Below are 24,281 nucleotides of genomic sequence, written 5' to 3' on the forward strand. Positions count from 1 at the left end.
AAATTGGGCAATCCAACCAGCCTTCGCTCTGTTATAGTCATCATCTGACAGTTTTATCGCCTTGCCAGATGTCACCTTGTCAGGCATTACCCTTCATCATCGGAATCTTCACACCGCGTTCAAGGGCCACGTCTATGGCTCGCTGGTAGCCGGCGTCTACGTGGCGTACCACCCCCATGCCGGGGTCAGATGTCAAGACGCGCTCCAGGCGGGCGGCTGCTTCCGGCGTGCCATCGGCTACCGTCACCTGCCCAGCGTGCAGGCTGTAGCCAATGCCCACCCCGCCACCGTGATGGAAGCTGACCCAGGTCGCCCCGTTCACGGCGTTGATCAGCGCATTCAGAATCGGCCAATCGCCGATGGCGTCGGAGCCATCCAGCATACTTTCCGTTTCCCGGTTAGGGCTGGCGACAGAACCGGCGTCCAGATGATCCCGGCCAATGACGATGGGCGCTTTCACCTCGCCGCTGGCGACCATCTCATTAAACTTCAGGCCCGCTTTAGCTCGTTCCCCATAACCCAGCCAGCAAATACGCGCCGGCAAGCCCTGGAAACGCACTTGCTTTTGGGCCATCGTAATCCAGCGATGCAGCGATTCGTCTTCGGGGAACAACTGCAAGATGGCGCGGTCGGTGGCGTAAATGTCCTGCGGATCGCCGCTGAGGGCGACCCAACGGAAGGGGCCTTTGCCTTCGCAGAAGAGCGGCCGTATATAAGCTGGCACAAACCCAGGATAGCTAAACGCCTCTTCCACCCCGGCGTCGAAGGCGCGTTGGCGCAAGTTGTTGCCATAGTCAAAGACGATGGCCCCTCGCTTTTGAAATTCAACCATAGCGGCGCACTGTTGGGCCATAGATTCACCGGACAGGCGCATAAATTCAGCGGGGTTGGTTTGGCGCAGGATACGGCCGTCGGCAAAACTCAGATGATGCGGAAAATAAGCCAGGTAATCGTGCGCCGATGTCTGGTCGGTTACGATGTCGGGGATGAGACCGCGCTCCAGCAGCTGCGGGAACACCGCCGCCGCGTTGTCAATCAGGCCGATGGAACGCGGTTCTCCGGTGTCCAGGTAATGCTGTACGCGCGCCAGCGCCTCGTCCAGCGTCTCGGCTACCTCATCAACATATTCATGCTTCAGCCGCCGTTTGGCCCGCCATTCGTCCACTTCCACCACCAGGCCCACACCGCCATTCATCGTTACGGCCAATGGCTGTGCGCCGCCCATCTCGCCCAGACCGGCTGTCAGGACCCATTTACCTTGTAACGAAGGCCAGCCCGCCTGTTTGGCTGCCGCCGCAAACGTCTCAAACGTACCCTGCAATATACCTTGCGTGCCGATGTATATCCAGCTTCCGGCGGTCATCTGGCCGTACATAATCAGCCCTTCGGCTTCCCATTTGTCGAAGTTAGCCTGCGTGGCCCAATGCGGCACGATGTTGGAGTTGGCGATCAGCACGCGTGGCGCATCGGGGTGGCTGCGAAATACGGCCACCGGTTTGCCGCTTTGCACCAGCAATGTCTCATCGTTTTCCAACTCACGCAGACTTGCCAGGATAGCGTCGAACGCCTCCCAATTGCGCGCCGCCTTGCCCCGCCCGCCATAGACGATTAAGTTATCTGGATCGCCGGCGACTTCGGGGTCTAAGTTGTTTTGCAACATGCGGTAGGCCGCTTCTTGCAGCCAGCCTTTACAATGTAGTTCTGGTCCAATAGGGGAATGAATTGTGCGTTTCATACTGTGGATTATAGACTCCACCCCTTGCGTGTCAAGAACCATTGGCCTATGTTATAATCGTTCGAGTCAGGCCCCCGAATGAATTTGTAATGGTGGTTAATCTATGAGTAAACAATTTATTGGATGATCCTGGCGATTTTTTGTGTCCTGTATAATCAGCGGGTGAATCAAAGTCAACGCGGCATTTGGTTAGTTAGCAATTACCTTCAAGCCGGCGTGGTATCCGAGAGAACGTATGAGTGGTGAACGAATATTGGTCATTGACGACAGCCGGGAGATTGTGAAGCACCTCACAGAACATGTGCTGCCCACGTTTGGTTATCAAACATTATATGCTTTTGATGGGCAATCTGGATTGGCGCGTATCCGCGAAAAAAAGCCGGATCTGGTGATGCTCGATTTTAATCTGCCCGAAATGACGGGTCTGGATGTGCTACAGCAAATGGCGCAGGAATCTCTGAGTACGCCGGTGATTTTAATGACTGGCTATGGTTCCGAGTTAAGCGCCATTGAAGCATTTCGGTTGGGGGCAAAGGATTACCTGATTAAGCCATTTACGGTGGATGAAGTGGTGGAAACCATTGACCGGGCGCTGGTGGAAACTCGTTTGCAGCATGACAAGGCGGAATTGGCTGAACAACTACGCCGGGTTAAAGTGGAAATGAGCCGCCAGACCCACGAAATGAACACCCTATTTAAGATCGGCAAGGCGATCACGTCGCTGGTGAGTGTGGATCAGGCGTTGGGCCGGGTGCTGGAGGCGGCGACGTATCTGACGGATGCGGAGGAGAGCCACATCTGGCTGGCGGATAAATCAGGGGAACAGTTTCACGCTTATGGCAAATCGGGCAATCAAGATGGGCCGGAAACGACGACGATGCTGTCTGGTGACGACTCTTATTTGGGGGAAGTGGTGCGCCAGGGACGGCCGTTTCGCCAGTCCCAGTTTACCGGCAGTGGGCTAAAGCTCAAAAATGGCCTCTTTGCCCGCTCGGTTTTGTGCGTGCCGCTCAAGCTGCGCGGCGTTGTCATGGGCGCTTTGGCTGTGAGCAACCGCATTGCCATGCGTTCATTCAGCAAGCGTGACGAATTTTTGCTCTCGTTCCTGGCCGATTACGCCGCAATCTCTTTAGAAAACGCCCGCGTCTTTCAGGCGGCCGATCAAGCCCTGGCCCGCAAGTTGGATGAACTGCATACGCTCATCGAGATTACCCGTACCATCACTTCGACTTTGGATTTAGATGAAGTCATCCACCTGGCGATTAAACAAATCCACGAAAGTTGGGACGTTGAAGTGGCCTCCCTATGGTGGTTGGACTCGGCCCGACAAAGCCTGAGCGTCCTGGCAAATATCGGAACCGACACCGCTATTCTTTCACAAATGGAAGTGCCTTTGGGCGAAGGGTTTGTGGGCATGGTCGCCCAGGCTGGCCGAAGCATTTATACCAACGATGTCCGCAACCACCCACTGCACTATCAGGACGTGGACAGGCGCACCGGTTTTAGGACGCAATCCATTTTATGTGTGCCGCTCATATTTCGCGCTCAGGTAGTGGGCGCTTTGCAATTGGTCAACAAACGCGATGGCGATTTTGATGAGCAGGATATTGAGCGTGCTCTATCTATTGCCGCAGCCGTGGCCATTGCCGCTACCAACGCCATGTCGTTTGATAAGGTGGACGACCACACAGAACAATGACTTATTTGATGATTGAAGGGGATAGTTAACGCCTTGGATGGTTGGTTTTTTAGGTTGCGAACGAACAGACCAACAAACTCCCCCTTTGCCGCTGCAATTTACCGGCAAAAGCGAGGACAAACAGTTGCCAACCGATAATCTGACTTATTTCCTGGTCGGGGGAGGAATTGGTCTCATTAGCGCGGTTGTGGGCGCTTTTGTAGATTATTTTGTCGGGCGACGGCGCAGAAATGATGAAGAGGATCACCCACCTGGGTGTATGCTTGTGATCACCGGCATATTGGGGGTTATCGGCCTGGCAGCCATGGCTGTTTCGCTGTTGTTTGGCGGCATGGTTCGTATTGCCGTTGTAATTGGTTTGGGTGTGTTGTCTGGCTTTTTTGTTGGGTTTGCCGTCTTATTTGTTGGCGCGCTTGTGTCGTCTGGTAGGGGAAGCGAGTAAGCGATTATCAGTGTTTAATGGGCAGTAGGCAGTGGGCGTTTATCGGTAAATGGGATTTTGGGCGCGGATTTTGTCTGCGCCTGTAAGCGCGAACCGTAATCTTTGGGAAGGGGTCAATTATGCTGGCCAAAGTGATGAGTTGTGCCATTACCGGCCTGGAAGCGGACATTGTAGACGTGGAGGTGGATATTATCCGGGGCGCGCCAGCTTTTAATCTGGTGGGGCTGCCGGATGCGGCCGTGCGCGAGAGCCGCGACCGGGTGCATTCAGCCATCAAAAACAGTGGTCTGGCGTTTCCATCGAATAAACGGATTACCGTTAACCTGGCCCCGGCCGATTTGCGTAAGGAAGGCCCTGCCTATGACCTGCCCATTGCCATCGGGATTTTGGCTGCGTCGCAGCAAATCTGGCCGGATAAGTTGGCGGGCGCTCTGTTTATCGGCGAATTGTCGTTGGATGGGGCGACACGCCATACCAAAGGCATTTTGCCGATGACCGCGTTGGCGCGGGCGCAGGGTTTTGTGCGGGTGTTTGTGCCGGCCGTAGATGCCCCTGAAGCGGCGCTGCTGCCAGATGTGGAAGTGCTGCCGGTTGCCAGCCTGTCTGACCTGGTGGGGCATCTAACGGGGATACGGCCGTTATCCCCCCTCTCTGTTAACCTGGAAGATGCCTTTGCCGGGGAAGCCACCTACGCCGCCGATTTTGCCGACATTATGGGGCAGGAGCATGTGAAGCGGGCCATGGAAGTGCCGCCGCCGGGGGACACAATATCCTCATGTCCGGGCCGCCGGGCGCGGGCAAGACGCTCATTGCCCGCTCGCTGCCCGGCATTTTGCCGCACATGACCATTGATGAAGCGCTGGAAGTGACCAAAATTTACAGCGTGGCCGGGCTGCTGCCGGCCGACACTCCGTTGATTCGGGAACGGCCGTTTCGTTCCCCCCACCACACCGTCAGCTACGCCGGGCTGGTTGGCGGTGGTGCCTGGCCGCGCCCCGGCGAAATCTCCCTGGCCCATCGTGGTGTGCTCTTTTTAGACGAACTGCCCGAATTTGGGCAAAACCTCATCGAAGTGCTGCGCCAACCATTAGAAGGGCTGCCACGAGAAGTATCCATCTCCCGCGCCAGTGGAACCGTCACCTATCCGGCTAATTTTATGTTGGTGGCGGCGCAGAACCCCTGCCCTTGCGGCTATTATGGCGATCCCGTTCATGCCTGCACCTGCTCCAACGCCATGATTACCCGCTACCAAAAGCGCATTTCCGGCCCGCTGATGGACCGCATAGACTTGCACATTGAAGTACCGCGGGTGGATTTTGAAAAGCTAACGGCCGTGCGCCGCGGCGAAACATCGGCCGAGGTACGGCAGCGCGTAGAGATAGCTCGCGCGCGCCAGACGGAACGCTTCCGCGCCAATGGCCTGTTCACCAACGCCGACATGGGTCCCAGCGAAGTGCGCGCCCTCTGCGAACTAGACGAAACCGGTAAACGACTGATGAAAAGCGCCATGTCGCAGATGGGCCTCAGCGCCCGCGCCTTTCATCGTGTCCTGAAAGTAGCCCGGACTATCGCCGATCTGACCGAGGCGGCCGTCATCCAACCGGCCCACCTGGCCGAAGCGCTGCAATACAGGCCACGGAACACGTGAGACGTGAGCCGTGTTCCGTAAGCTGTAGTCGGAACACGGAATTAGTCCTAATGTTTACTTGCCTGGAAACGCGCTCTGCGCTATTTTTACGGTCATTATCTGCGCATCAATCTACTCTGGAGTTTTGTAGTGGCCAATAACCGTCCGCGTTACGAAGAAGCCCTTAAACGAGGCGCGATGTACAGTTCCAAGTCGTTGTGGCCGGATGCCTTTCAGGCGTACCGTCTGGCCATCGCCGAATTCCCGAAGGAGGCCGCGCCCTATGCCGGCCTGGGCGAGGCGTGCCTGGGGCTGAAACAGTTGGACCGGGCGCTGGAATGCTTCAAGCTGGCCGCCAAACATTCCAATGGCGATGTGGTTTACCTGAAACGAGTCGCCGATATTCAGGAGCGCCAGGGTGATTTAACGGAAGCGGGCAAAACATATACGGCCGTTGGCGAAGTCCTGCTGCGCCAGCGCAAGTTGGAAGAAGCCATCGGGCATTGGGAAAGAGCCATCCGTTTAGATTCCAGTCTCTTAGGCCCCCACCGCCGCCTGGCGATGATCTTCCAACGGCAGAACAAAAAGCGCGAAGCGGTGCGCGAATATCTGGCTATCGCCCGCATCTTACAAGCCCAGGGCGACAATGTGAAAGCGTACCAGATGTGTCAGGCAGCCCTGCGCCTGGACCCTGGTAATCAAGATGTGTTGACGGCCGTTGCCCTCATTCGTCATGGCGAAGCCGGATTCGCCGAACCGGAGCCAGAAGAGATTGAAGTGCCGGGCATCACGGCTGAAGAACAGGCCGAGGCGGATGCGCTGACCGAAACGGTGCGCCAGATGGCTGCCATCTTCGAGGCCGAAGCACGCCAAAAACAGGCCGCTGCCAAACCGGTGCGCGTGAGTACAGACCCGGTAGATACGGCCGTTCGCCTGGCCGCCGAACAGTTGGCCGAAGAAATTTTCCGCGAAGAAGACGAACGCGACGCCGCCATAGCCCGCCAAACCGGCCTCAGCAAACTGGAACGCGACGCCCTCATCGGCCAGGCGATGGATTTTGAAAGCCGCCGTCAGGTAGACGAGGCCATCGGCTGTTACGAAAAGGCGATTCGCGGCGGTTTGCGTATGACGGCCGCTTATTTCAACATTGGCTTGTTGTACCTGCAAAAACAAGACTTGGAAAAAGCGCGGCGTATTCTGGGGGTTGCCGTGAAAGATGCTGCTTATGCCGATGCCGTAAAACTGGCTTACGGCCGGGCGCAGAAGGGGAAGTGATCTGCTCAGTAAGCAGTATTCAGTATTCAGTAAGCAGAAGGTTTTACTGAACACTCAACACTTACCAATCCTCCCACTACAGGAACACCATGGTCAACAAACTGATTGAGGCTCAGGCGGCCTTTGTCGGCGTTTGGGCATTGCTTTTGTCGGAGTTTCGGCAGGCAGACGGCCGTTCGCTCTTTCCATTGGGTGAACGGCCACAGGGCCAGATTTATTACCACGCCGCCGGCCACATGGCCGCCCAACTCATGCACCCAGACCGCCCCCGGCTGCGCTCTGGCGATATGTCGGCAGCGGCCGCTGCCGATCTTAAACTTGCTTTTGATGGCTACACGGCTTACTTTGGCGTCTACAGCATTGACGCCGCTGCCCGACAGGTAACCCATTACGTGCAGGGCAGCCTGCTGCCTAATTGGGTGGGCAAAGAGTTGGTGCGCTTCTATGAATTTTCGGCCGACGGCCGTATCCTGACCCTGACAACGCCGCCGATGGGGCCAGCAGATGCCCTGGTGATGGGGCGTCTGGTCTGGGAGCGGTTGGGTGGGTAACCTGCCCGATTTGTCTGGCCTGCCGGGCACACTGCTCTTCACCTTGCGGGCGCGCGCCGAAGAACACGGCCGTGCAGCCCGGCTGTTTACAGACCCATTGGCGGCGCAGTGGATGGGGCAGATTCCACAATCGGCGGCGATGCAGCAGGCGATGGCCGCCGCCTATTCGCCGGTGTTCCAACTGGGCACGGCCGTGCGCGCCCAGTTTTACGACGATGTGGCCGAACGTTTCCTGGCCAGCCATGAGCAGCCGGTCATCGTGGAATTGGGGGCGGGGTTGTCTACGCGGTTTGCCCGCCTGGGCGCAGAGCGGGCGCTGTGGTTGGAGTTGGACCTACCAGAGGCTATCGCCGTCCGCCGATTGGTAGATGTGGCGACGGCCGTTCATCGCTTCTTACCCTTTTCTATGGCAGATGAAGCGTGGGTGGCAGAGGTAACGGCCGTGCTGCCTGCCGGCGCTGCGCCAGGCGATATCCTGTTTATTGCCGAAGGGGTGCTGTTTTTTCTGGACCCGGCCGATGTGGCGGCGCTGCTGCGCCTGTTGGCGCTCTATTTTCCGGGGGCGACCTTTGCCCTGGACGTGCTGACCGAGCAGTTCAGCGCCAGTATGCGCCGCCGGTTTGCCGCACATGGCGCGCCCATACAATGGATTTTGTCGGATGCGCAGGCCCTCCATCACCTGGGTCTTACGGTGTTACGCAGCGCGGTGGCGGCCCATCAATCGCCCACTCGCTGGCAGGCGCTGGGTTTTGACCCAGACCAACTCCTGGCAACGGAGGTCAACATCCTGATTGAAGCGATGATTATTTAACCGGTTCGGCAGAGACGCGCCCCACTTTTGTTTAAGGGCGTTGCACCTCTAGCAGCCTGTCGGAAAAGTGAAATTTGGGCATGGTTCATTTCAGTCGATTTGTGCTTTACAAATTTAGCAAAAAAGCGTGTCATGCTGAGGTCCTCCGAAGCATCCCGTTCCTCTGGTGGGAGGGGGATGCTTCCCCGTTCGACGTTGCTCAGGGCCGAAGACTCCGCTCAGCATGACCATGCAGCGTAAATTTGTAAAGAAGATGTTCCGCTCAATGAACCATGCCGAAATTTGATACACGGATGATACGGATTTAACGGATTTACACGGATTTTCTGGTGCTTTATCGTAACGACTAAGGCTCTCTGGAAAGTTTGATGGTTGGTTTTCAGCCAACAAACCAACCAACAAACCGACCAAGGGCTTGGTAGTTACGATTTATCTGTGAAAATCGGTCCTACCCGTTCAATCCGTGTACCTATCTTGAGTTCTCCGACAACCTGCTAGTACACAATGACAGAAATAAGCCGACAGTTTGTAGAACGATTTTGTAAATCGCCCAACAAAAAACTCGCGCGTTATTTGTGCCGAGGTGTACTAGTATCTGTATAATTACAAAGAGAAGAAGACACAAGGAATGATGGAGGGATCATGCCTGATGAAAGTAAGATCAAAGTTCAATGTGTTCATTGCCAACGTTCAGAATATGAAGTCCCCTTGATGCTTTTGCACTTCCGGGGACGCCAAGTGTGGATTTGCGCCCAGTGTTTGCCCCTTTTGATCCACAATCCGAATCGTTTGGCGACAAAATTTCCGCAGGCGAAGGAAGTGGTGACCGGGCCACTGGCTTGAGCGGGCGTATGGCTGGCGCTGTGGTCAGCCGTGTGGGGCAAATTGAATCACTCCCCAACGGCCGTTAATCATCCAATTAGGGTCGCGTTCAGCAAGTAAAGCAATCTGGTCTGGCAGCAGCCCGGCGACAATTTCCGATTTGAGTGTGCGCAAAGCCAGGAGCGGGGCGGGGAAATAGGCCACAATCGTCGCAAACGAATCATCAAACGCCCAATGCCGGTCGCCTAACAGACGGCGATAGTTGGCGTCGCCTTTGCTGATAACCAGGTGGGCTGTCTGCAAATCGGCGGCCAGGTCGGTGGGCATTTCCCAGGCCGGCAAAGGCGCTGTCCAGAAGAGAGGGGCGCGCAGTTGTAAACGGCCGTCATCCAAACACGCCTGTAACCGCCGCCCCACTGCCTGCATATCCGGGTCGTTGGTCTGGCTCAGGTGAGCAATGGTGTGCCGCGCATCGGCAGTGGTGGCATCAGAGACAAAGGTGGGGTGGAATTTGAGGTGTAGGGCCACGGATACGGCCGTACCGCTGTGCAGCGCGTAATCCACCAGGCACAAATCGCCCACCAGTTCCAGCCCGGCATTGTCGGCGACAAGAGCCAGGTGGATGGGGCGGCTAGGGGCAAGCAGATGGTGGATAACGGCCGTGCTGTCATCCACCACCAGGTGGGCCTGTCTTGTTTCGTCATCATGGCGCGGAGTGTTGGCGGCGTCGGCCGGCCATAGGCTTAAATCCGCCTGATTGCCCCACAGGGCCACCGAGAGCAAATGCGCCAGGGCCTTTTCTTTGGCGTCTGGCTGCGCCAGCCACTGGTTGACGGTTTTACACAAGTCGGCGATGGTCGCATGGGTGGTGGCCAGCCCTTGTTGTTTTTGGTAGGCGAAGGGGTCATAAACGGCCGTCGCCGCCCCTTGCTCAAAATATTGCGTCGCCTCCAACACCCGGCGATAAAAATAAGTCTCCACAAAAAACCAGGGCGCTTGCAGCCAGGATTGCCCCAGATACGGCAGACAATACTGCCGCCAATCAGCCGCGTCTGGGGCATTGTGGTCAAACAACGGGCGAATAGCGCCGTTGGGAATTTCTTCGATGAGCGCCTGAACGTCGGCGGCGATATGGGAGCGGAAATTATTCTCGGCCAGAATACGCCGCCCAATCTCCGGCAGGCGCACAGCGATGGAGTAATGGGTAAATGTGCCCGTCTCCGAACCACGCAGCGAGGCGGGCAGAGGTAAACGAGGTAACTGTTGATCGGACATCTGAACCACTCAATCCCGCGTTAGTTTGCGGTAGCTGATCCGGTGTGGCCGGTCGGCGGCGGCGCCCAGACGGGCGCGGCGGTCTTCTTCGTAGGCGTCGTAGTTGCCGATGAACCAGCGCACTTCGCTGTCCCCTTCAAAAGCCAGGATGTGGGTGGCGACGCGGTTGAGGAACCAGCGGTCATGGGAGATAACCACAGCCGAACCGGCAAAGTTTTCCAGGGCGTCTTCCAGGGCGCGCAGGGTATTCACGTCCAGGTCGTTGGTCGGTTCGTCCAGCAGTAAGACATTGGCCCCGGACTTCAGCATTTTAGCCAGATGGACCCGGTTGCGCTCACCGCCAGACAGGTCGCCCACTTTTTTCTGCTGATCGCTGCCGGGGAAGTTGAAGCGGGCGACAAAGGCGCGAGTTGACGCGCCGGTTGCCCAGGTTGATGGAATCTTCGCCGCCAGAAATCTCTTGCCAGACAGTTTTATCGCCATCCAGGGTATCGCGGCTCTGGTCTACATAGGCCAATTCCACCGTATCGCCGATGCGTAGGGCGCCGCCGTCTGGCTGCTCCTGGCCGACGATCAGGCGGAACAGGGTGGTTTTACCGGCCCCATTTGGCCCAATGACGCCAACAATCGCTCCCGGTGGAATGTCGAAGCTGAGGTTTTCGTAAAGGAGGGTACGGCCGTATGCCTTGCTAATCCCATTGGCCTGAATGACGACGTCGCCCAGGCGCGGGCCGGGTGGGATGAAAATTTCGCGCTCTTCGTTCGCCCGTTCCACATCCTGGTTGAGCAGTTCGTTGTAGCGAGAAATACGCGCTTTCGACTTGGCGCGCTGCCCTTTGGCCGACAGATTGACCCATTCCAGCTCGCGCTGCAAGGTTTTGACACGGGCCGATTCTTTCTTTTCTTCGCGGGAGAGGCGGTCTTGTTTTTGTTGCAGCCAGGAGGAGTAATTGCCTTTCCAGGGGATGCCGTAGCCGCGATCTAGTTCCAAAATCCAACCGGCGACATTGTCCAGGAAGTAGCGGTCGTGGGTAACGGCGATGATGGTTCCGGGATATTGCTGCAAGTGGCGTTCCAGCCAGGCCACCGATTCGGCGTCCAGGTGGTTGGTGGGTTCGTCTAGCAGCAAGATGTCTGGCTGTTGCAGCAGCAGGCGGCAGAGGGCCACCCGTCGGCGTTCACCACCGGAGAGGATGGCGACGGCCGTATCGCCCGGCGGCGTGCGCAGCGCGTCCATCGCCAGTTCCAGGCGGTTGTCCAAATTCCAGGCATCCATATGGTCCAGCTTGTCTTGCAGCCGGCCCTGCTCTTCGATGAGGTCGTTCATTTCATCATCGGTCATTGGTTCGCCGAATTTCAAGTTGATTTCGTCAAACTGGCGCAGGGCGTCTACCACTTCTTGCGCCCCTTCTTCGACGACCTCGCGCACGGTGCGGCTCTCATCAAGCAAAGGTTCTTGCTCCAGGAAGCCGATGGTGTAGCCGGGGGAGAGAACCGTTTCGCCCAGGTGGTCGGTATCCACCCCGGCCATGATGCGCAGCAGAGTAGATTTGCCGGAGCCGTTGAGGCCCAGAACGCCAATTTTTGCGCCGTAAAAGTAGGACAGGGAGATGTCTTTGAGGATTTGTTTGTTGGGGGGAACGATTTTGCCCACGCCCATCATGGAGTATATGATTTTCTTGTCATCGGTGGTCATGGTTGGTCTGGTAATCCTTTGTCTGGAAGTCTGATAATCTGGTCGTCTGGTTGTTGGGAGCCGTAATCAGTTTTCAGTAGGCGTTACCTCTGCAAAACGCGCGCTGAATACTGAACACTGAATACTGAATACCGCTGCTAAGTGACAAGCCACTGTTCAGCGGCGGCGCGGTCGGTGAAGAAGTGGATCTGGTTCCCTCTGTTGCATTCGTAGACCAGTTCGTGGAAACGAGGGCTGGGGATGGCCGCCAGATTAACGACAAAAGCCGTTTTTATCCGATAGTTTGTCAGCTTCAAAAAAACTTCTCCGGCCAGGCCGCTGCTCAGATCAAAAAAGGCGGGCGCCAGGTGCGCTTCGTCCAGCAGCAGTTTTTGGGACTGTGTGTGGACGCTGTTTGCCAGCAAATCCAGCACGTCGCCGCCACTGGCAATGATTGGGTCTTGAGCGGTGGGTGAGACGTATACGGCCGTTGTCTGGTTACTTTCTGTCATGAAGTATGCTGTAAAAATGGCTAGAGCGAGAGCAAGAGTATTGCCCAGATTCTTCCTCTAGCTCTAAGCTCATGGAAAGAGCTGCATCTGGGTTGGCCCAGGTCGTGTCAATTTGTCGGGCGCAGCGCGGCGCGAACCGGGCTGCCATCACCTCCGCCGATTTTTAGGGGCAGAGCCACCAGTTCATAAAGGCCATCAGGCGCGTGAGTCAGGTCCAGTCCTTCCAGGATGGCGATCTGGTTGCGCAGCATGGCGTGGTGGCCGGGCAACTCCTGGCTGTCTATGGCGTCCATGGAGGGAGCGTCGGTCCCGTAGAGGATAACGCCGCGTGCGCCCAGGAAATCGGCCAATTCAGGGCTGGGGTGGGGGATGGCCGGTGGAAACTGGTCATGGGGCAGTTGGCCGATGGGGGTACGGACGAGCAAACGCGGGGCGCGGGTGAGATCGTAGGCGGCAAAATCGGCCGGGAAGAGGGGACCGGCCGGTTTTTGCACTGTGACGACCTGGGCCAAACCCCAGAACGGCCGTAAATCCACCTGTTCCAACGTCACCCCAGCGTCATCAAAATGGTAGGGCGCGTCGGCATGGCTGCCGGTGTGGGCGTTCAGCGTCAGGTCGGTCAGGTTGACATTGGCGCCATCTTTCTTTTGCAAGACGGTTCGCAAGGTAAATGGATCGCTGCCGGGCCAGACGGCCAGACTGGAAGTTAAAGTGCGGCTGATGTCTATAATTGTCATGGGCAAGCAGTATAGTCGTGGGGGCAACGGCCGTCAACCATCATTTCGGTTTGCGCTGGAGTTGTGGGACAATTGGATTTTGAATTTCCGATTTCGGATTTTGGATTGCGGCTTATGAAGAAAGAAACAATCATGTTGGTGGTAGTGGCCGGGGTGTTGATTGTTGGCGTGTGGTTGTTAGGGCGGGTGACCGCCCAGGCCGGCGATTGGGCAGCCTATTTGCCGCTGGTGACACAATCAGAGCCAGAGCCGGAGCCGCTGGTGGAGATGCGCGGCCTGTGGGTGACGCGCTTTGATTGGACGCTGAACCCGGCCGACATCAATCCGGCCAAACTGGACGAGATTGTCGAAAATGCTGCCCTGGCCGGCTTTAACGCCCTCTTCTTCCAGGTACGCGGCGAAGCCGATGCCTTTTACGCCTCCAGCTATGAACCCTGGTCCAAACGACTGACCGGCACATTGGGACAAAACCCCGGCTGGGATCCGCTGCAATACTTTATTCAGAAAGCCCACGAACGCGGCCTGCAAGTCCACGCTTACATCAATGTTTATCCAGTCTGGCTGGGCTGCGCGCCACCGCCAGACAACACCACGCCGCGCCATTTGTATTATCTGATTCAGGACGCCCATGGGACAACGGCTGGCAAGCTGAACGGCTTGCAGTGGGACACCAACGGCAGCGTGATTTGCGATTCCTACCTGCGGGCCAGCCCGGCCTCGCTGATGGTGGACGAGCATTTGCTCAACGTGGCCGCCGACCTGGTGACGCGCTACGACGTGGATGGCCTGCATCTGGACCATGCGCGCTACGCGGCGCGCAGCAGCTCGTGTGATCCGGTGAGTACGGCCGTTTATGGCGCCGATTGTTTTGGCAGCAATGGGCAGGTGGCCTATGCCGACTGGCAGCGACAGCAGGTAAACGCCGCCATCGCCAAATTCTATGCGCAGATTGTGCCGCTGAAACCGGACATCTGGTTGTCGGCGGCAGTGTGGCCGATTTATGTTGATATTTGGGGATGGGGCGGCACACAAGGCTACCACGATTATTACCAGGATTCCAAAGCATGGCTGGCAAATGAATCTCTGGACACCATTATGCCGATGATTTACGGCGGCAGCTTTTGGACCCAGGCACGGTTTGAAACACTGGTGGCCGATTTTCAGGCAAGTCGCAGCGGCCGTTACATCATCCCCGGCATTGGCGCAGATTTTGCCGACTTCAGCGAAATTGAGGCGCGAATTGCGCTGGCGCGGGCAGCGGGCACAGCCGGCCACGCCATTTTCTCCTACGGGGCGCTGCTGAGTCGGGGCTACTTTGATGATCTGGCAGAGGGGCCTTATGCGGAGACGGCCGTTGTGCCACCCATCCCCTGGCGATGAACGGCAACATGGTCAGACAACTAAAACAAAAATTGGTTGGCTAACAAACTAACCAACCAATAAACCAGCCAACCACCCCACTCAAACTTAAAAGTCAGAAGTGATCGGTATCGTAAAATCTACGCGCGTGCCGTGCCCCATCCGGCTCTGAATCTTCATCTCGCCACCCAACATCTCAATGCGTTCACGCAAAGAAGACAAACCGATGGTCCGGTTGTTGGCGTTCAGCGTCTCATCCACGTTAAAGCCGCTGCCATTGTCCTCGACAACCGCCTGCACATGATCCTGGGCCAGATCCAACGAGACCTGGATTTGGGTAGACTGCGCGTGAAGCAGAGAATTATTGAGCAGTTCTTGCACGCCACGGAAAATCGTTACTTCGATATGGCTCTCCAACCGCCGCTCAACACCGGTCACCGTGATCGGCGCTGAAATGCTGTTTTTCTCCTGAAAAGATTCAACATACCGACGCAACGTCGGCACAACACCCAAATCATCCAACATCATGGGACGCAAGTCGAAGATAAAATCCTTCACGTCGTTAAACGTGCCGGCGGCGGCGCTCTTAAGGGCATTCAACTCGGCGCGCGCCCGATCCGGATTCACGTCAAAGAAACGCTGGCAAATTTCTGCCTGCAGAATGAAGTTGCTCAACGAAGACGCCGGGCCATCGTGCATTCGGCGCACCAGACTTTGACGACCCAATTCCTCCGTTTGAATCACACGAATCACGTTGGAATGATCGCCAACATTCTTGCGGGCAGGGCTTTTGCTGCTAATAGGAATGGCTCCCATTTCTTGCGTCAGGTCTAACAAACGACGCTGGAATTCGGACAAACGTTCCAGATTTCGTTGGTCGCTTTGCAGCTTTTCCAACTGTCCGCGCATGGTAAATAGACGCTGTTGGACATCGTTCAGAGCCTCGTAGGCTTCCTTGATATCCTCGCGGGGCAGGGTCTCGAAATTAGTTTGCAACTGCCGTGTATAGTTTGTAACCTGAGCATTACGCTGCGCCAGCCGCTCAACTTCGGCCGCGCTTTGTTTGATCAGAATATCAATCTCTTTCAGATCGCGTTGTGTCTGCTCGTAATCTTTTTGGGCTTCTTCTAAAAAGTCGTGCAGCGAATCGCCTATAGCTTCTTCCATCATCAGACGTTTTTCCCTAGATCAGGTGCAGCGCACCTGTGACTAACTGAAATCAAGTACACCCTTTACTAAATAGCGTTACCACGCCAGAGGATGGCATCCTTTGCTGCGAACTCCGGTTAAGAAGATACCTGGGTTCCTTCCAGACGAACCCACCCGTGGCGCAGCGCATAAACGGCCGCCTGGGTGCGGTCATCTACCCGTAATTTGCGTAAGATGGCCGTCATATGGTTTTTCACCGTTTGATGGCTAATTCCCAGTTTGTAGGCAATTTCCTTATTGCTCAACCCCTTGGTCACATGCTCTAAAATTTCCATTTCGCGGGGCGATAAGGGCACAAAAAGCTCATCACTGTCACTGACCAATGGGCCACTAAAACGGCCGATTTTTTGCTCGATCCAGGACAACAGTTCGTCGTAAGCCATGATCTTATCGCCGACGGCGTATTTGCCGGCAAAAACGGCCTGGATAATATTGGTTAACGACTCTGGCGTCACATCTTTGGGACAATAGGCGGAAGCGCCAACGCGAAAAGCGTGGAATACCTGTTCCGCATCATCATAACCGGTAATCATGATCACCTTCACGTCAGGAAACTGGCTCTTAATCTTGCGGGTAACCTGCAAGCCATTGATGGTGGGCAGGTTAATGTCCATCAAGATGACGTCTGGTCTGATGTCCAGAACGGTTTCAATGGCTACTTCGCCGTCAGCCGCTTCGCCAATGACGTTCATGATCGGATCGGTATCCAGCAGATCTCTTAAACCCTGGCGGAACAAGGGATGATCGTCAACTATGAGTACTTTGATTTGTTCTGACACGGAAACTCACCTCTCGCTTGTGCCGCCACGCCCAACTGTCTGGCGTTTTAGCGGATCATGATGTGTTTCACACATTGATACAGGTTCCAACAGGTCTGGTAAAGTAGGCCGGAATGCCTGCGCTGAGTCAGTTTAGTCTGGTTGGGAACAGTGGCAGTATACCATGAAAAAGAGAGCTTATGCAAACCTGGGATGGCGCGGGAGTGCTGCCCGCCGCGGCGTAATGGTTGTCAGGGAAGTTGATAAACGGCCGTCCCATTCACCCCCTGCGCCGCCGTCCAGGCAAAGTTGGTGGCGTACAACAGGCGAATCTCCGGGTCAGAGGTCAGGGGCTGGTATTCCCAGCCCGGCGCGGTCACCAGGTAGCGGGCGTCGCTGGCGCGGACGTAGGCCGCCAGACTCATTTCATCGGCCAGCAGAGGGATGATTTCCGGCGAAATGAGACCGGCCAGGTCCAGCAGCGGCCGCTGCGCAAAATAGCCTATCGCCCCAATATCATGGGCGGCAATCAGGGCGTCGGGTGGGGTGTTGGCTGCCAGCCAGTGGGCCGCGTCTACCATTTCGCCTTCGATAAAAGCCACGTCGGCGGCGTAGCTTTGCGCCCCCAGCAGCAAAAAGAGCAGCAGCAGCAAACCAAAAGTCAGCCCGGCCACTTGTTTGACGATGCGCGCCTGACGGCCGCTGCCCATCTTGGCCCACAACCACAACCAGCCGGCCAAGCCATACAACAGCCAAATCGGCAGGGCGGCGAAGAGATAACGGCCGTGTTGATAGGTCACCGGCAGCCGCCAGGCATACAGCAGCACATGGCCGCCAGCCCACCACAACGGCAGCGTAACCAGCAGTCGGCGGCTGGACCAGTCGGCCTGCAAGGCGCGCCAACCGGCCACCACCAGGCCGGGCAGCAGCAGCAGGTGGGCGCTGCTCAGGCCGCGCCAGCCAGACGATGGCCCACCCAGGCTAAAATAGAGCAGCCCAACAAACCGCGACAGCAGCGGCGTACTCAGAAGCGCCTGGTACTCGGCCTGTTTAGCGTAAAAGGTGTTGGGCCAGATGCTGCCGCTGGCGGACAAATTGAAGGCGAAATAAGGCAGCAGGGGTACGGCCGTTAACAGCCCATATACCACCACAATTTGCACCCGCTGCCGCCGCGCCGCCGGCCGCAGCAGCAGCCCCACGACCACCAACAGCACCAGCACCACCCCATCCGGCCGCGTCAAAATCAACAAGCCCGACAACACGCCCAGCACCGCCGCCGTTCTTCCTGCCTGACCAACCGCGCCCGCCAAACGGCCGTACAGCGCCACAATCTGCATCCCCAACGCCGCAAACAGTATCGTCTCCATGCCGCTGGCCGCGCCCCATACCAGCGGCCAGGTCAATGCCAACGTCAGACCGGCCAGCCAATCCTGCGCAGCCAGTTCCGGCCAGTAGACGCGCCATGTCTGCATCCCGGCCAGCGCCAGCCACAGCAGCGCCAACCCACCCAGCAAAAAGGCCCACAACAAATAAGGCAGGCGTAGCGCATAACCCAACGCCAGCAGCAGGGTCCACAATGGCGCGGTAGACCCGGCGCTGACAACGCCGGGCACATATTCCCAACGGCCGTGCTGCGCCAGGCTGCGCGCATAGGTTTGATGAATCCAGCCATCATCCAGGGGAAAGCCGAGGCCACCCGCCAGCGCCGACCAACCGACAAACAAGGCCATCACCAGGGCGACGGCCGTTACCACCCACCAGCGACGGTTCACGGCGCGTCCTCCGGCCAGACGAAGCGGTACAGCACAAAACCATCGCCAAAATCGCGCACTTTTTGCAGCTCAGGCAGACTAACTTCCTCGTTATACAGGGCATCCAGCGGCTTGGGGTGATCGGCGTCGAACAACAGATAGCCCACCTTGAACTGGCGCGCCACCTGCCGCAGGATGTCGGGCGGTTCGTTGGGCGTAGCGACGGCCGGCAGCCGGGTATGGTAATAGAGGCCCGGTGGGTCGCCGGTCATCACGGCCGTGCCGGGAGGAACGATTGTCCCAACCTGGCGGTAGATGGCCGCCTCTGCGGTTTGCAGTGGTTGGCCGCCAGACACGGCGAAGCTGACCACAAATACCAGCAGGACAAACGTCGCGGCGAAGAGGCGTTTGGCCGGTTCTGGCCGCCAGGCAGAGCGCCGCGCCGCAATCCAATCCACGGCAATGTCTATACCCAGCGCCGCCAGGGCCATAGACCAGGGCCACAAAGCGGTGGAGGAATGCAGCAGGCTGCCGCGCTGCCCCGGAAAGGTGAAGATAAAAATAATCGCGCCGTAGAGGATAAAGGTGTACCAGGTGAACGGCCGTAAAAAGCGCTTCGTCCGTTCCGCCCGCCCCAGGCGCAGCCAGGCCCACACAAAAAACAGGGTAAACACTGTCAGGCCGGTGACGGCGACAAAGGTTTGCGCCGCCAGCGACGCCGCCGCCAGCTTGGAGCGCAAGATATTGCCCCAACCCCAGGCCAGATAACTATCCAGAGCGAAGTGACGGCCGTAGGAAAACACGTCATCATACGTCGTCAGAAAAATGGTCTGTGTGCCCACCGCCGACATTGGCTGGCCGATAAGCTGGTACGTGCGCCAGAACCAGGGAGCCATCACCAGCAAATAACCCAGGCCAAACAACACGGGTTGGCGGATGAGCGCTGGGAAGTGGCGGGGTCTGTCGCCCGCGCGCCACGCACCCGCGCGCCACGCGCCAGCGCGCCACGCGCCAGCGCGCCACGCGCCAGCCTCGTACAGCCAGATCACGCCGGCCGCGCCCACCAGCAGCAGCCCGTCGGCGCGGGTGAGGTGGCCCAGCCCGGCCAGCAGCCCGGCCAACAGCCAATAGCGCGCGCGGCGCGTTTCGTGCGCCCAGGCCAGGGCCAGCAAGCAGCCGCCGCCTACCCAGGCAAATAGGACAAAAGTGGTCGGCTGCACCCAATAAGCGGCGTAATAGCCACCGGCGGCCGTAAACAACGCGGCCGTGCGGGCAATCCAGCGCTGCTGTTTCAAGTGCCAGGCGATGCCATAACTCAGCCAGGGCAAAAACCCGGCCATCAGCCAGAAAGGAAACTGCGCGGCGCGAAAACTGCCGCCGATAGCATAACCGGCAGCGGCAATGAAAGCTGGCAGGGGCATCCAATAGGTAAAGCTGGGCGTGGGCAATCCGGTAGGCTCATCCAGGTACTGCCAGATGATTTCTTCGGTCAGGCCATGCCCTTCGGCCAGCCGTTGGGCATTGGTGGTGTAGTAAAAGGCGTCGAAGTAGGTGGGATGGCTCATACGCAGTGCCCAGAACGCCTGCACCGCCAGGGTCACCAGGGTAATCCACAGCAAGTCGCGCCGGGTTTGGCGCTGGCGCAAAAATTCAAACATGGTGTCTTATTGCTGCCGGATAAAAATTTGGGCTACGTCGTCGGCGTAGGCTAACTGCCAATTGGAACTGGCTTGCAGCAGCGCGGTTAGCGGCGCGCCGGTTTCCATGAGTACGTAGGCGACGGCGTAGTCGGTCAACGGCTCCTGCCAATTTTCGGTTACTTCGTAGGTTTGTAAATAGTAAAAAAGGAAGGGATCGCCGTAGACGTCGGCACGGCCGTCTACAAACACCGGCAGTCCGCGCCAGATCAGGTAGCCGCCCCAATTGTAGCTGTTGTAGCCGGGTTGGTCGGCCAGGCCGCTGGACTCCAGGTAATCTACGGCCGTTACCGGATAGCGCGCGGCGATAGCGGCTGTGTTTTCGGCGATTTTGTTAGCCGTCCAGCCCAATGTCCCGAACACGGCCAGCAGCAGCAGCAGCCAGTTCAGCGCCTGTATCACGGCCGTTGACCGTCGTTCTGGCATTTCGCCGCTGAGCAAGGGGTAGACGGCCGTCTCCTCCAGACTGCTCAATAGATGTCGCGCCACAATCGGCGCGCTGACAATGGCAAACAGGGGAATGTTGCGGGCGGAAAGCAGGCCAGCCGCGGCCGTGCCGCCAAACAGCAGCAGTTCGTCCCAGGTGGGGCGGCGGCGGCTAAAGATCATGCCAATCACGCCCAGCGCCGCCAGGGCGATAAAGGGCCAGAAGATGTTGACATGGAAATCGGGTGAATGCCATTCCTGGATGTAGACTTGCATAGCCGAACTGCCCAGGGTGAGAAAGGGATAAATCCACAGTTCGGGACCATTGGGGTTCAGCACGGCCGTGCCCAAACTCAGCGCCGTCAGCGCTGCCAGGAAACGAATGTCGGCCCAGGCCAGGGTGCGCGCGCCGCCGCCGCGCCACTGTTGCAGCGCCTCGCCGACGGTGTACGTGCCCAACAAAACCACGCCCAACAGGTAACCGCTGTGAAAATTGGCCCACAACACGCGCTCAACAGCGGCAGCAGCCAGAGGGGTCGCCGCCGGATTTTTTTGTCTTTGAAGCGCTCAACCAGGAAAACGAAGACGGCCGTAAACAGCAAATTAAAAATCTGCGGCCGCGCCCCCCACACGATAGCCGACGCAAAAGCCGCCAGCAGCACCACAAACGCCGCCAGAAACGGCCGTCCCGGCGTCACCAGATATACCAGCCAAAAGGTCAGCGTAATCAGCAGGGCAAACACCACCATCAGGCCCGGCAGCCCGCCCATGACATACACGCCCCACATGACCACCTGCGACAACCATTCGTGGGTAATCCATTCGTGGTCCGGCACAGTGAATGAAAAAACATCCTGCCGCGGGATGCCCTCTTGCAGGATGTATTCGCCGGTGCGCAAATGCCACCACATATCCGGATCCAACGTCGCCCGCACCGCCATAGCGAAGAGAGACACCAGGAATAAAGCCGTAAAAAGTCGCCGAACTGTCATGGTTGGTGTTTTTTAGATTGGACCAATCTCCAAGATTGGTCCAATCTGGGCCATGTAATTTCTCGATGATCGCTTAGTTGCAGGGATGACGGGGCGGTTTCGCCCGTCGGGCGAGTAGTTTGCACCCGCCCCCCGTTAACCTTCATAACGGCCGTTGCGCATACACCGTAAACAAATCGCCCAGGTTCACCGGCAAGGCCACCTGCTCGATGTGCAGCCCATGTACCAGCGACTTTGCCAGCTTGCCCAACGGCCGATTCAACCCGCCAATACGGCTGGCAATATAGTTCAGACGCAAATAACGGCCGCGCGCGCCCTGCCAACGCACCACAAACCCGACCTGGGTCAACATCTGCTGCATGGTTTTCTGGCTAAAGTAATGCAGGTGCATGTCCATGTACCAGGGCCAGCGCGACCCCATCAGCCGGGCGAACAGGCTGTCTACGTCCATGGTGTGCAGCGCCAGCCAGCCACCGGGTTTCAGCAGACGGTACGCCTTACGCATTTCCGCCGCCGGGTCATCTACATGCTCAATCACATCCCACATGGTGATCAGGTCGAATTGACGGCCGTCTAATTCCACCGCATCTTGTGTGCCCACAATCACATTAAGGCCATGTCGCTGCGCCTCGGCGCTGGCCCAATCGGACGGTTCTACGCCCATAGCCTGCCAGCCAGCCGCCCCGGCCACTTCCACAAACACGCCAATATAGGCGCCCACGTCTAACAGGGCACGGCCGTTGCCCGGCCCGGTCCACTTCTCTAAATGCTGCAAATGCTTGCGAAAGGTCAGCTCGCGGCCAACACGCTCAGAAACATAGGTTTGGTCTTCAACGGCCGTATACGCCGCCAACAGATCGCTTTCGGCCCAACGCGGATTGGCATATACAAAACCACAATAGACGCACTGCACAATCTGTGGATGATGCCCATAACCGGGATTGGTACAACGAAAAGCGTCTACGTTAACCAACTGGCTGCCGTTTAGCGTCGCCGGATGGCGTACCGTATATTCATTGCGGTCACACAAGCTGCAATTAACGTCAATCATGGGGTGATCGGCACGGCCGGTCGCCGGGGTTCACCGCCGCGCAAACGCCGCAGGAAAAGGCGAAACACCGTATACTGCGCCTTAAACACTTCCTGGCGCGAAATTTTCGTCTGCCCTTTGCGGCGATCTTCAAAAATAATCGGTACTTCGCCAATTTGCCAACCGCGCCGCTGGCACATAAACAACATCTCCACCAGGAAAGAATAGCCGCTGGAAAAAATCTGGTCCAGGGGAATAGATTCCAACACCTCGCGGCGATAGAGGCGGAAACCGGCGGTGGTATCTTTGGCTTTCAGTCCCAGTAATGTTTTGGCAGCCATGTTCGCCGTCCGGCTGAGAAAGACGCGCTTCCAGCTGCAATCTTTTTGCCCACCGCCGGGCACATAACGCGACCCGATGACCACATGCTTCTCCCGGCTCAGTTCGAGCATCGCCGGAATGTAGCGCGGGTTGTGGGAAAAATCGGCGTCCATCGTCATCACCCGCCGGGCATTCAGTTCGCCTATCGCGGTTTTGAAACCGGCGATGTAGGCCGTGCCCAACCCCATTTTGCCGGGCCGGTGGATGGCATACACGCGGCCGGGACATTTTGCCACCCAGTCATCGGCCATCTGGCCGGTTCCGTCTGGGGAATTATCATCCACTACCAGAACACCAATTTTGACGGGTAAAGCCAATAGCTGGCTGATTAAGTCGTCGAGATTATCCGCTTCGTTATATGTTGGTACAATTACAAAGGCTTCTACGTCATCCATACCATTTATCCTCTTCAGACAGGCAGGTGATTGTAACGAGATTGCCTGATAGGGTCAAAATAGGCACACATGAAAATAGGCATTTTATCGCGCAATCGTATGTTGTACAGCACCCAGCGTTTGACCCAGGCGGCGCGGGAACAGGGGCATGAGGCGTTGGTGATTGATACGACGACGGTGGCTGTGGAAGCAGGCACGGCCGTTGACGAAGCCATCAAAGTGGTCAAGCGCGGCCTGGTTCCGGGGTGGGGCCAACAGCGGGGCGGGGCGGTGCGGGCGGTGACGCGGCTGCCCCAGTTGGATGCCATCATCCCACGCATTGGCACGTCCATTACCCAATATGGTCTGGCGGTGGTGCGCCAGTTTGAAGCGCACGGCGTGTGGACCACGGCCACCTCGGCGGCGATTGCCTGCTCGCGGGATAAGCTGCACAGTTTGCAGCTCATGGCTCAGGCCGGGCTGCCTATTCCCAGGACGGCCCGTTGTCGCCCAACCAGAAGCGCTGCTAACGGCCGTCCAATCTGTCGGCGGGCCGCCGGTTATCATCAAACTGGTGCGCGGCACACAGGGTAAGGGGGTGATTCTGGCGCGCAATCTGGCGACGGCTGAGGCGGTGATGAAAACCATTCAACAGGCAAACCGGGAAGCGCTGATCCAGGAGTTTATCGCCGAATCGGCCGGTAAGGATTTGCGTCTGATTATCGTGGGCAACCGCTGTGTGGCAGCCATGGAGCGGCGCGCCAGCGGCGAAGGAGAGTTTCGGGCGAATTTACATTTGGGGGGAACGGCCGTGTCTATCTCGCCAGACAAAGAGATGGTGAAGCTGGCGGTGGCCGCCGCCCAGGCGCATAGGCTTAAAGTGGCCGGGGTAGACATTTTGCTCGCCCGGCGCGGCCCGCTCGTTCTGGAAATCAATTCCTCGCCTGGCTTACAAGGCATCGAAACCGTCACCGGCGTAGACGTGGCCGGCGAAATCGTCAGTTATCTGGAACGATCTACTCGCCGCTAGCAGCCTGTCGGAGAACTCAGGATAGGTACACGGATTGAACGAATTCGACGGATTTTTACGGATAAATCACCAGAAAGATCAGTGTAAATCTGTAAGGGTCACGATTTGGTCAA

19 protein-coding genes and 2 pseudogenes are annotated in these 24,281 nt (G+C 57.5%); 9 read left to right on the forward strand and 12 right to left on the reverse strand.

What is annotated here, in order from left to right:
- Nucleotides 1-79 precede the first annotated feature (79 nt).
- Nucleotides 80-1,744: a urocanate hydratase gene (hutU, locus tag IPM39_15820; protein MBK8987519.1), complete on the reverse strand. Its 1,665-nt coding sequence runs from the start codon at nucleotides 1,742-1,744 to the stop codon at nucleotides 80-82.
- 226 nt (nucleotides 1,745-1,970) lie between these two features.
- Here hutU and IPM39_15825 point away from each other — a divergent pair, with 226 nt between their 5' ends.
- The 6 genes and pseudogenes from IPM39_15825 to IPM39_15850 all read left to right on the forward strand — a co-directional run bounded on the left by IPM39_15825 (nucleotide 1,971) and on the right by IPM39_15850 (nucleotide 8,140).
- Entirely contained in the window at nucleotides 1,971-3,434 is a 1,464-nt protein-coding gene (locus tag IPM39_15825) for a GAF domain-containing protein (protein ID MBK8987520.1), read from the forward strand.
- 37 nt (nucleotides 3,435-3,471) lie between these two features.
- Nucleotides 3,472-3,876, forward strand: a complete 405-nt coding sequence (locus tag IPM39_15830) for a hypothetical protein (protein ID MBK8987521.1) — start codon at nucleotides 3,472-3,474, stop codon at nucleotides 3,874-3,876.
- Between the two features lie 119 nt (nucleotides 3,877-3,995).
- Nucleotides 3,996-5,524 (forward strand): annotated as a pseudogene (locus tag IPM39_15835) (YifB family Mg chelatase-like AAA ATPase).
- 129 nt (nucleotides 5,525-5,653) lie between these two features.
- Nucleotides 5,654-6,778 (forward strand): tetratricopeptide repeat protein, encoded by a 1,125-nt coding sequence (locus tag IPM39_15840; protein MBK8987522.1) that lies wholly within the window; start codon nucleotides 5,654-5,656, stop codon nucleotides 6,776-6,778.
- 89 nt (nucleotides 6,779-6,867) lie between these two features.
- On the forward strand, nucleotides 6,868-7,329 hold the full coding sequence (locus IPM39_15845; GenBank protein MBK8987523.1) for a lipocalin-like domain-containing protein: 462 nt from the start codon (nucleotides 6,868-6,870) through the stop codon (nucleotides 7,327-7,329).
- Entirely contained in the window at nucleotides 7,322-8,140 is an 819-nt protein-coding gene (locus IPM39_15850) for a class I SAM-dependent methyltransferase (GenBank protein ID MBK8987524.1), read from the forward strand. Before IPM39_15845 ends, IPM39_15850 begins: the two co-directional genes overlap by 8 nt.
- A gap of 867 nt (nucleotides 8,141-9,007) precedes the next feature.
- On the opposite strand, the gene IPM39_15855 is transcribed toward IPM39_15850, so the two are convergent.
- From IPM39_15855 to IPM39_15870, 4 genes and pseudogenes are all read right to left on the reverse strand, one after another.
- A complete protein-coding gene (locus tag IPM39_15855) occupies nucleotides 9,008-10,237 on the reverse strand; it encodes a protein-glutamate O-methyltransferase family protein (GenBank protein ID MBK8987525.1) in 1,230 nt (409 codons plus the stop codon).
- 9 nt (nucleotides 10,238-10,246) lie between these two features.
- Nucleotides 10,247-11,933, reverse strand: a pseudogene (ettA, locus tag IPM39_15860) (energy-dependent translational throttle protein EttA).
- A 137-nt stretch (nucleotides 11,934-12,070) separates the two neighbouring features.
- Nucleotides 12,071-12,424: a DUF4180 domain-containing protein gene (locus tag IPM39_15865; protein ID MBK8987526.1), complete on the reverse strand. Its 354-nt coding sequence runs from the start codon at nucleotides 12,422-12,424 to the stop codon at nucleotides 12,071-12,073.
- A 107-nt stretch (nucleotides 12,425-12,531) separates the two neighbouring features.
- Complete coding sequence (locus IPM39_15870) at nucleotides 12,532-13,161, reverse strand: cyclase family protein (protein ID MBK8987527.1); 630 nt, start codon at nucleotides 13,159-13,161, stop codon at nucleotides 12,532-12,534.
- Nucleotides 13,162-13,275: 114 nt separating this feature from the next.
- Here IPM39_15870 and IPM39_15875 point away from each other — a divergent pair, with 114 nt between their 5' ends.
- Nucleotides 13,276-14,541, forward strand: a complete 1,266-nt coding sequence (locus IPM39_15875) for a family 10 glycosylhydrolase (protein MBK8987528.1) — start codon at nucleotides 13,276-13,278, stop codon at nucleotides 14,539-14,541.
- A gap of 87 nt (nucleotides 14,542-14,628) precedes the next feature.
- Here IPM39_15875 and IPM39_15880 read toward each other — a convergent pair whose 3' ends face one another.
- The 7 genes from IPM39_15880 to IPM39_15910 all read right to left on the reverse strand — a co-directional run bounded on the left by IPM39_15880 (nucleotide 14,629) and on the right by IPM39_15910 (nucleotide 23,159).
- On the reverse strand, nucleotides 14,629-15,690 hold the full coding sequence (locus tag IPM39_15880) for a sensor histidine kinase (GenBank protein ID MBK8987529.1): 1,062 nt from the start codon (nucleotides 15,688-15,690) through the stop codon (nucleotides 14,629-14,631).
- A 116-nt stretch (nucleotides 15,691-15,806) separates the two neighbouring features.
- On the reverse strand, nucleotides 15,807-16,496 hold the full coding sequence (locus tag IPM39_15885; protein ID MBK8987530.1) for a response regulator transcription factor: 690 nt from the start codon (nucleotides 16,494-16,496) through the stop codon (nucleotides 15,807-15,809).
- A 242-nt stretch (nucleotides 16,497-16,738) separates the two neighbouring features.
- On the reverse strand, nucleotides 16,739-18,259 hold the full coding sequence (locus tag IPM39_15890; GenBank protein MBK8987531.1) for a hypothetical protein: 1,521 nt from the start codon (nucleotides 18,257-18,259) through the stop codon (nucleotides 16,739-16,741).
- The gene (locus IPM39_15895) at nucleotides 18,256-19,896 is read right to left on the reverse strand and encodes a glycosyltransferase family 39 protein (GenBank protein ID MBK8987532.1); all 1,641 of its coding nucleotides are present in this window, start codon (nucleotides 19,894-19,896) and stop codon (nucleotides 18,256-18,258) included. Before IPM39_15895 ends, IPM39_15890 begins: the two co-directional genes overlap by 4 nt.
- Before the next feature lie 6 nt (nucleotides 19,897-19,902).
- The gene (locus tag IPM39_15900) at nucleotides 19,903-20,865 is read right to left on the reverse strand and encodes a hypothetical protein (protein MBK8987533.1); all 963 of its coding nucleotides are present in this window, start codon (nucleotides 20,863-20,865) and stop codon (nucleotides 19,903-19,905) included.
- Between the two features lie 630 nt (nucleotides 20,866-21,495).
- Nucleotides 21,496-22,404, reverse strand: coding sequence for a class I SAM-dependent methyltransferase (locus tag IPM39_15905; protein MBK8987534.1), 909 nt, complete (start codon nucleotides 22,402-22,404; stop codon nucleotides 21,496-21,498).
- Complete coding sequence (locus IPM39_15910) at nucleotides 22,401-23,159, reverse strand: polyprenol monophosphomannose synthase (protein ID MBK8987535.1); 759 nt, start codon at nucleotides 23,157-23,159, stop codon at nucleotides 22,401-22,403. The genes IPM39_15905 and IPM39_15910 overlap by 4 nt, the downstream gene beginning before the upstream one ends.
- 69 nt (nucleotides 23,160-23,228) lie before the next feature.
- Between IPM39_15910 and IPM39_15915 the strand changes: the two genes are divergently transcribed.
- Nucleotides 23,229-23,732, forward strand: coding sequence for a hypothetical protein (locus IPM39_15915; GenBank protein ID MBK8987536.1), 504 nt, complete (start codon nucleotides 23,229-23,231; stop codon nucleotides 23,730-23,732).
- Nucleotides 23,713-24,168: a hypothetical protein gene (locus IPM39_15920; GenBank protein ID MBK8987537.1), complete on the forward strand. Its 456-nt coding sequence runs from the start codon at nucleotides 23,713-23,715 to the stop codon at nucleotides 24,166-24,168. Before IPM39_15915 ends, IPM39_15920 begins: the two co-directional genes overlap by 20 nt.
- Nucleotides 24,169-24,281: the final 113 nt, after the last annotated feature.

It is taken from the genome of Candidatus Leptovillus gracilis, assembly GCA_016716065.1.
In the GTDB taxonomy this organism is placed as follows: Bacteria; Chloroflexota; Anaerolineae; order Promineifilales; family Promineifilaceae; genus Leptovillus; species Leptovillus gracilis.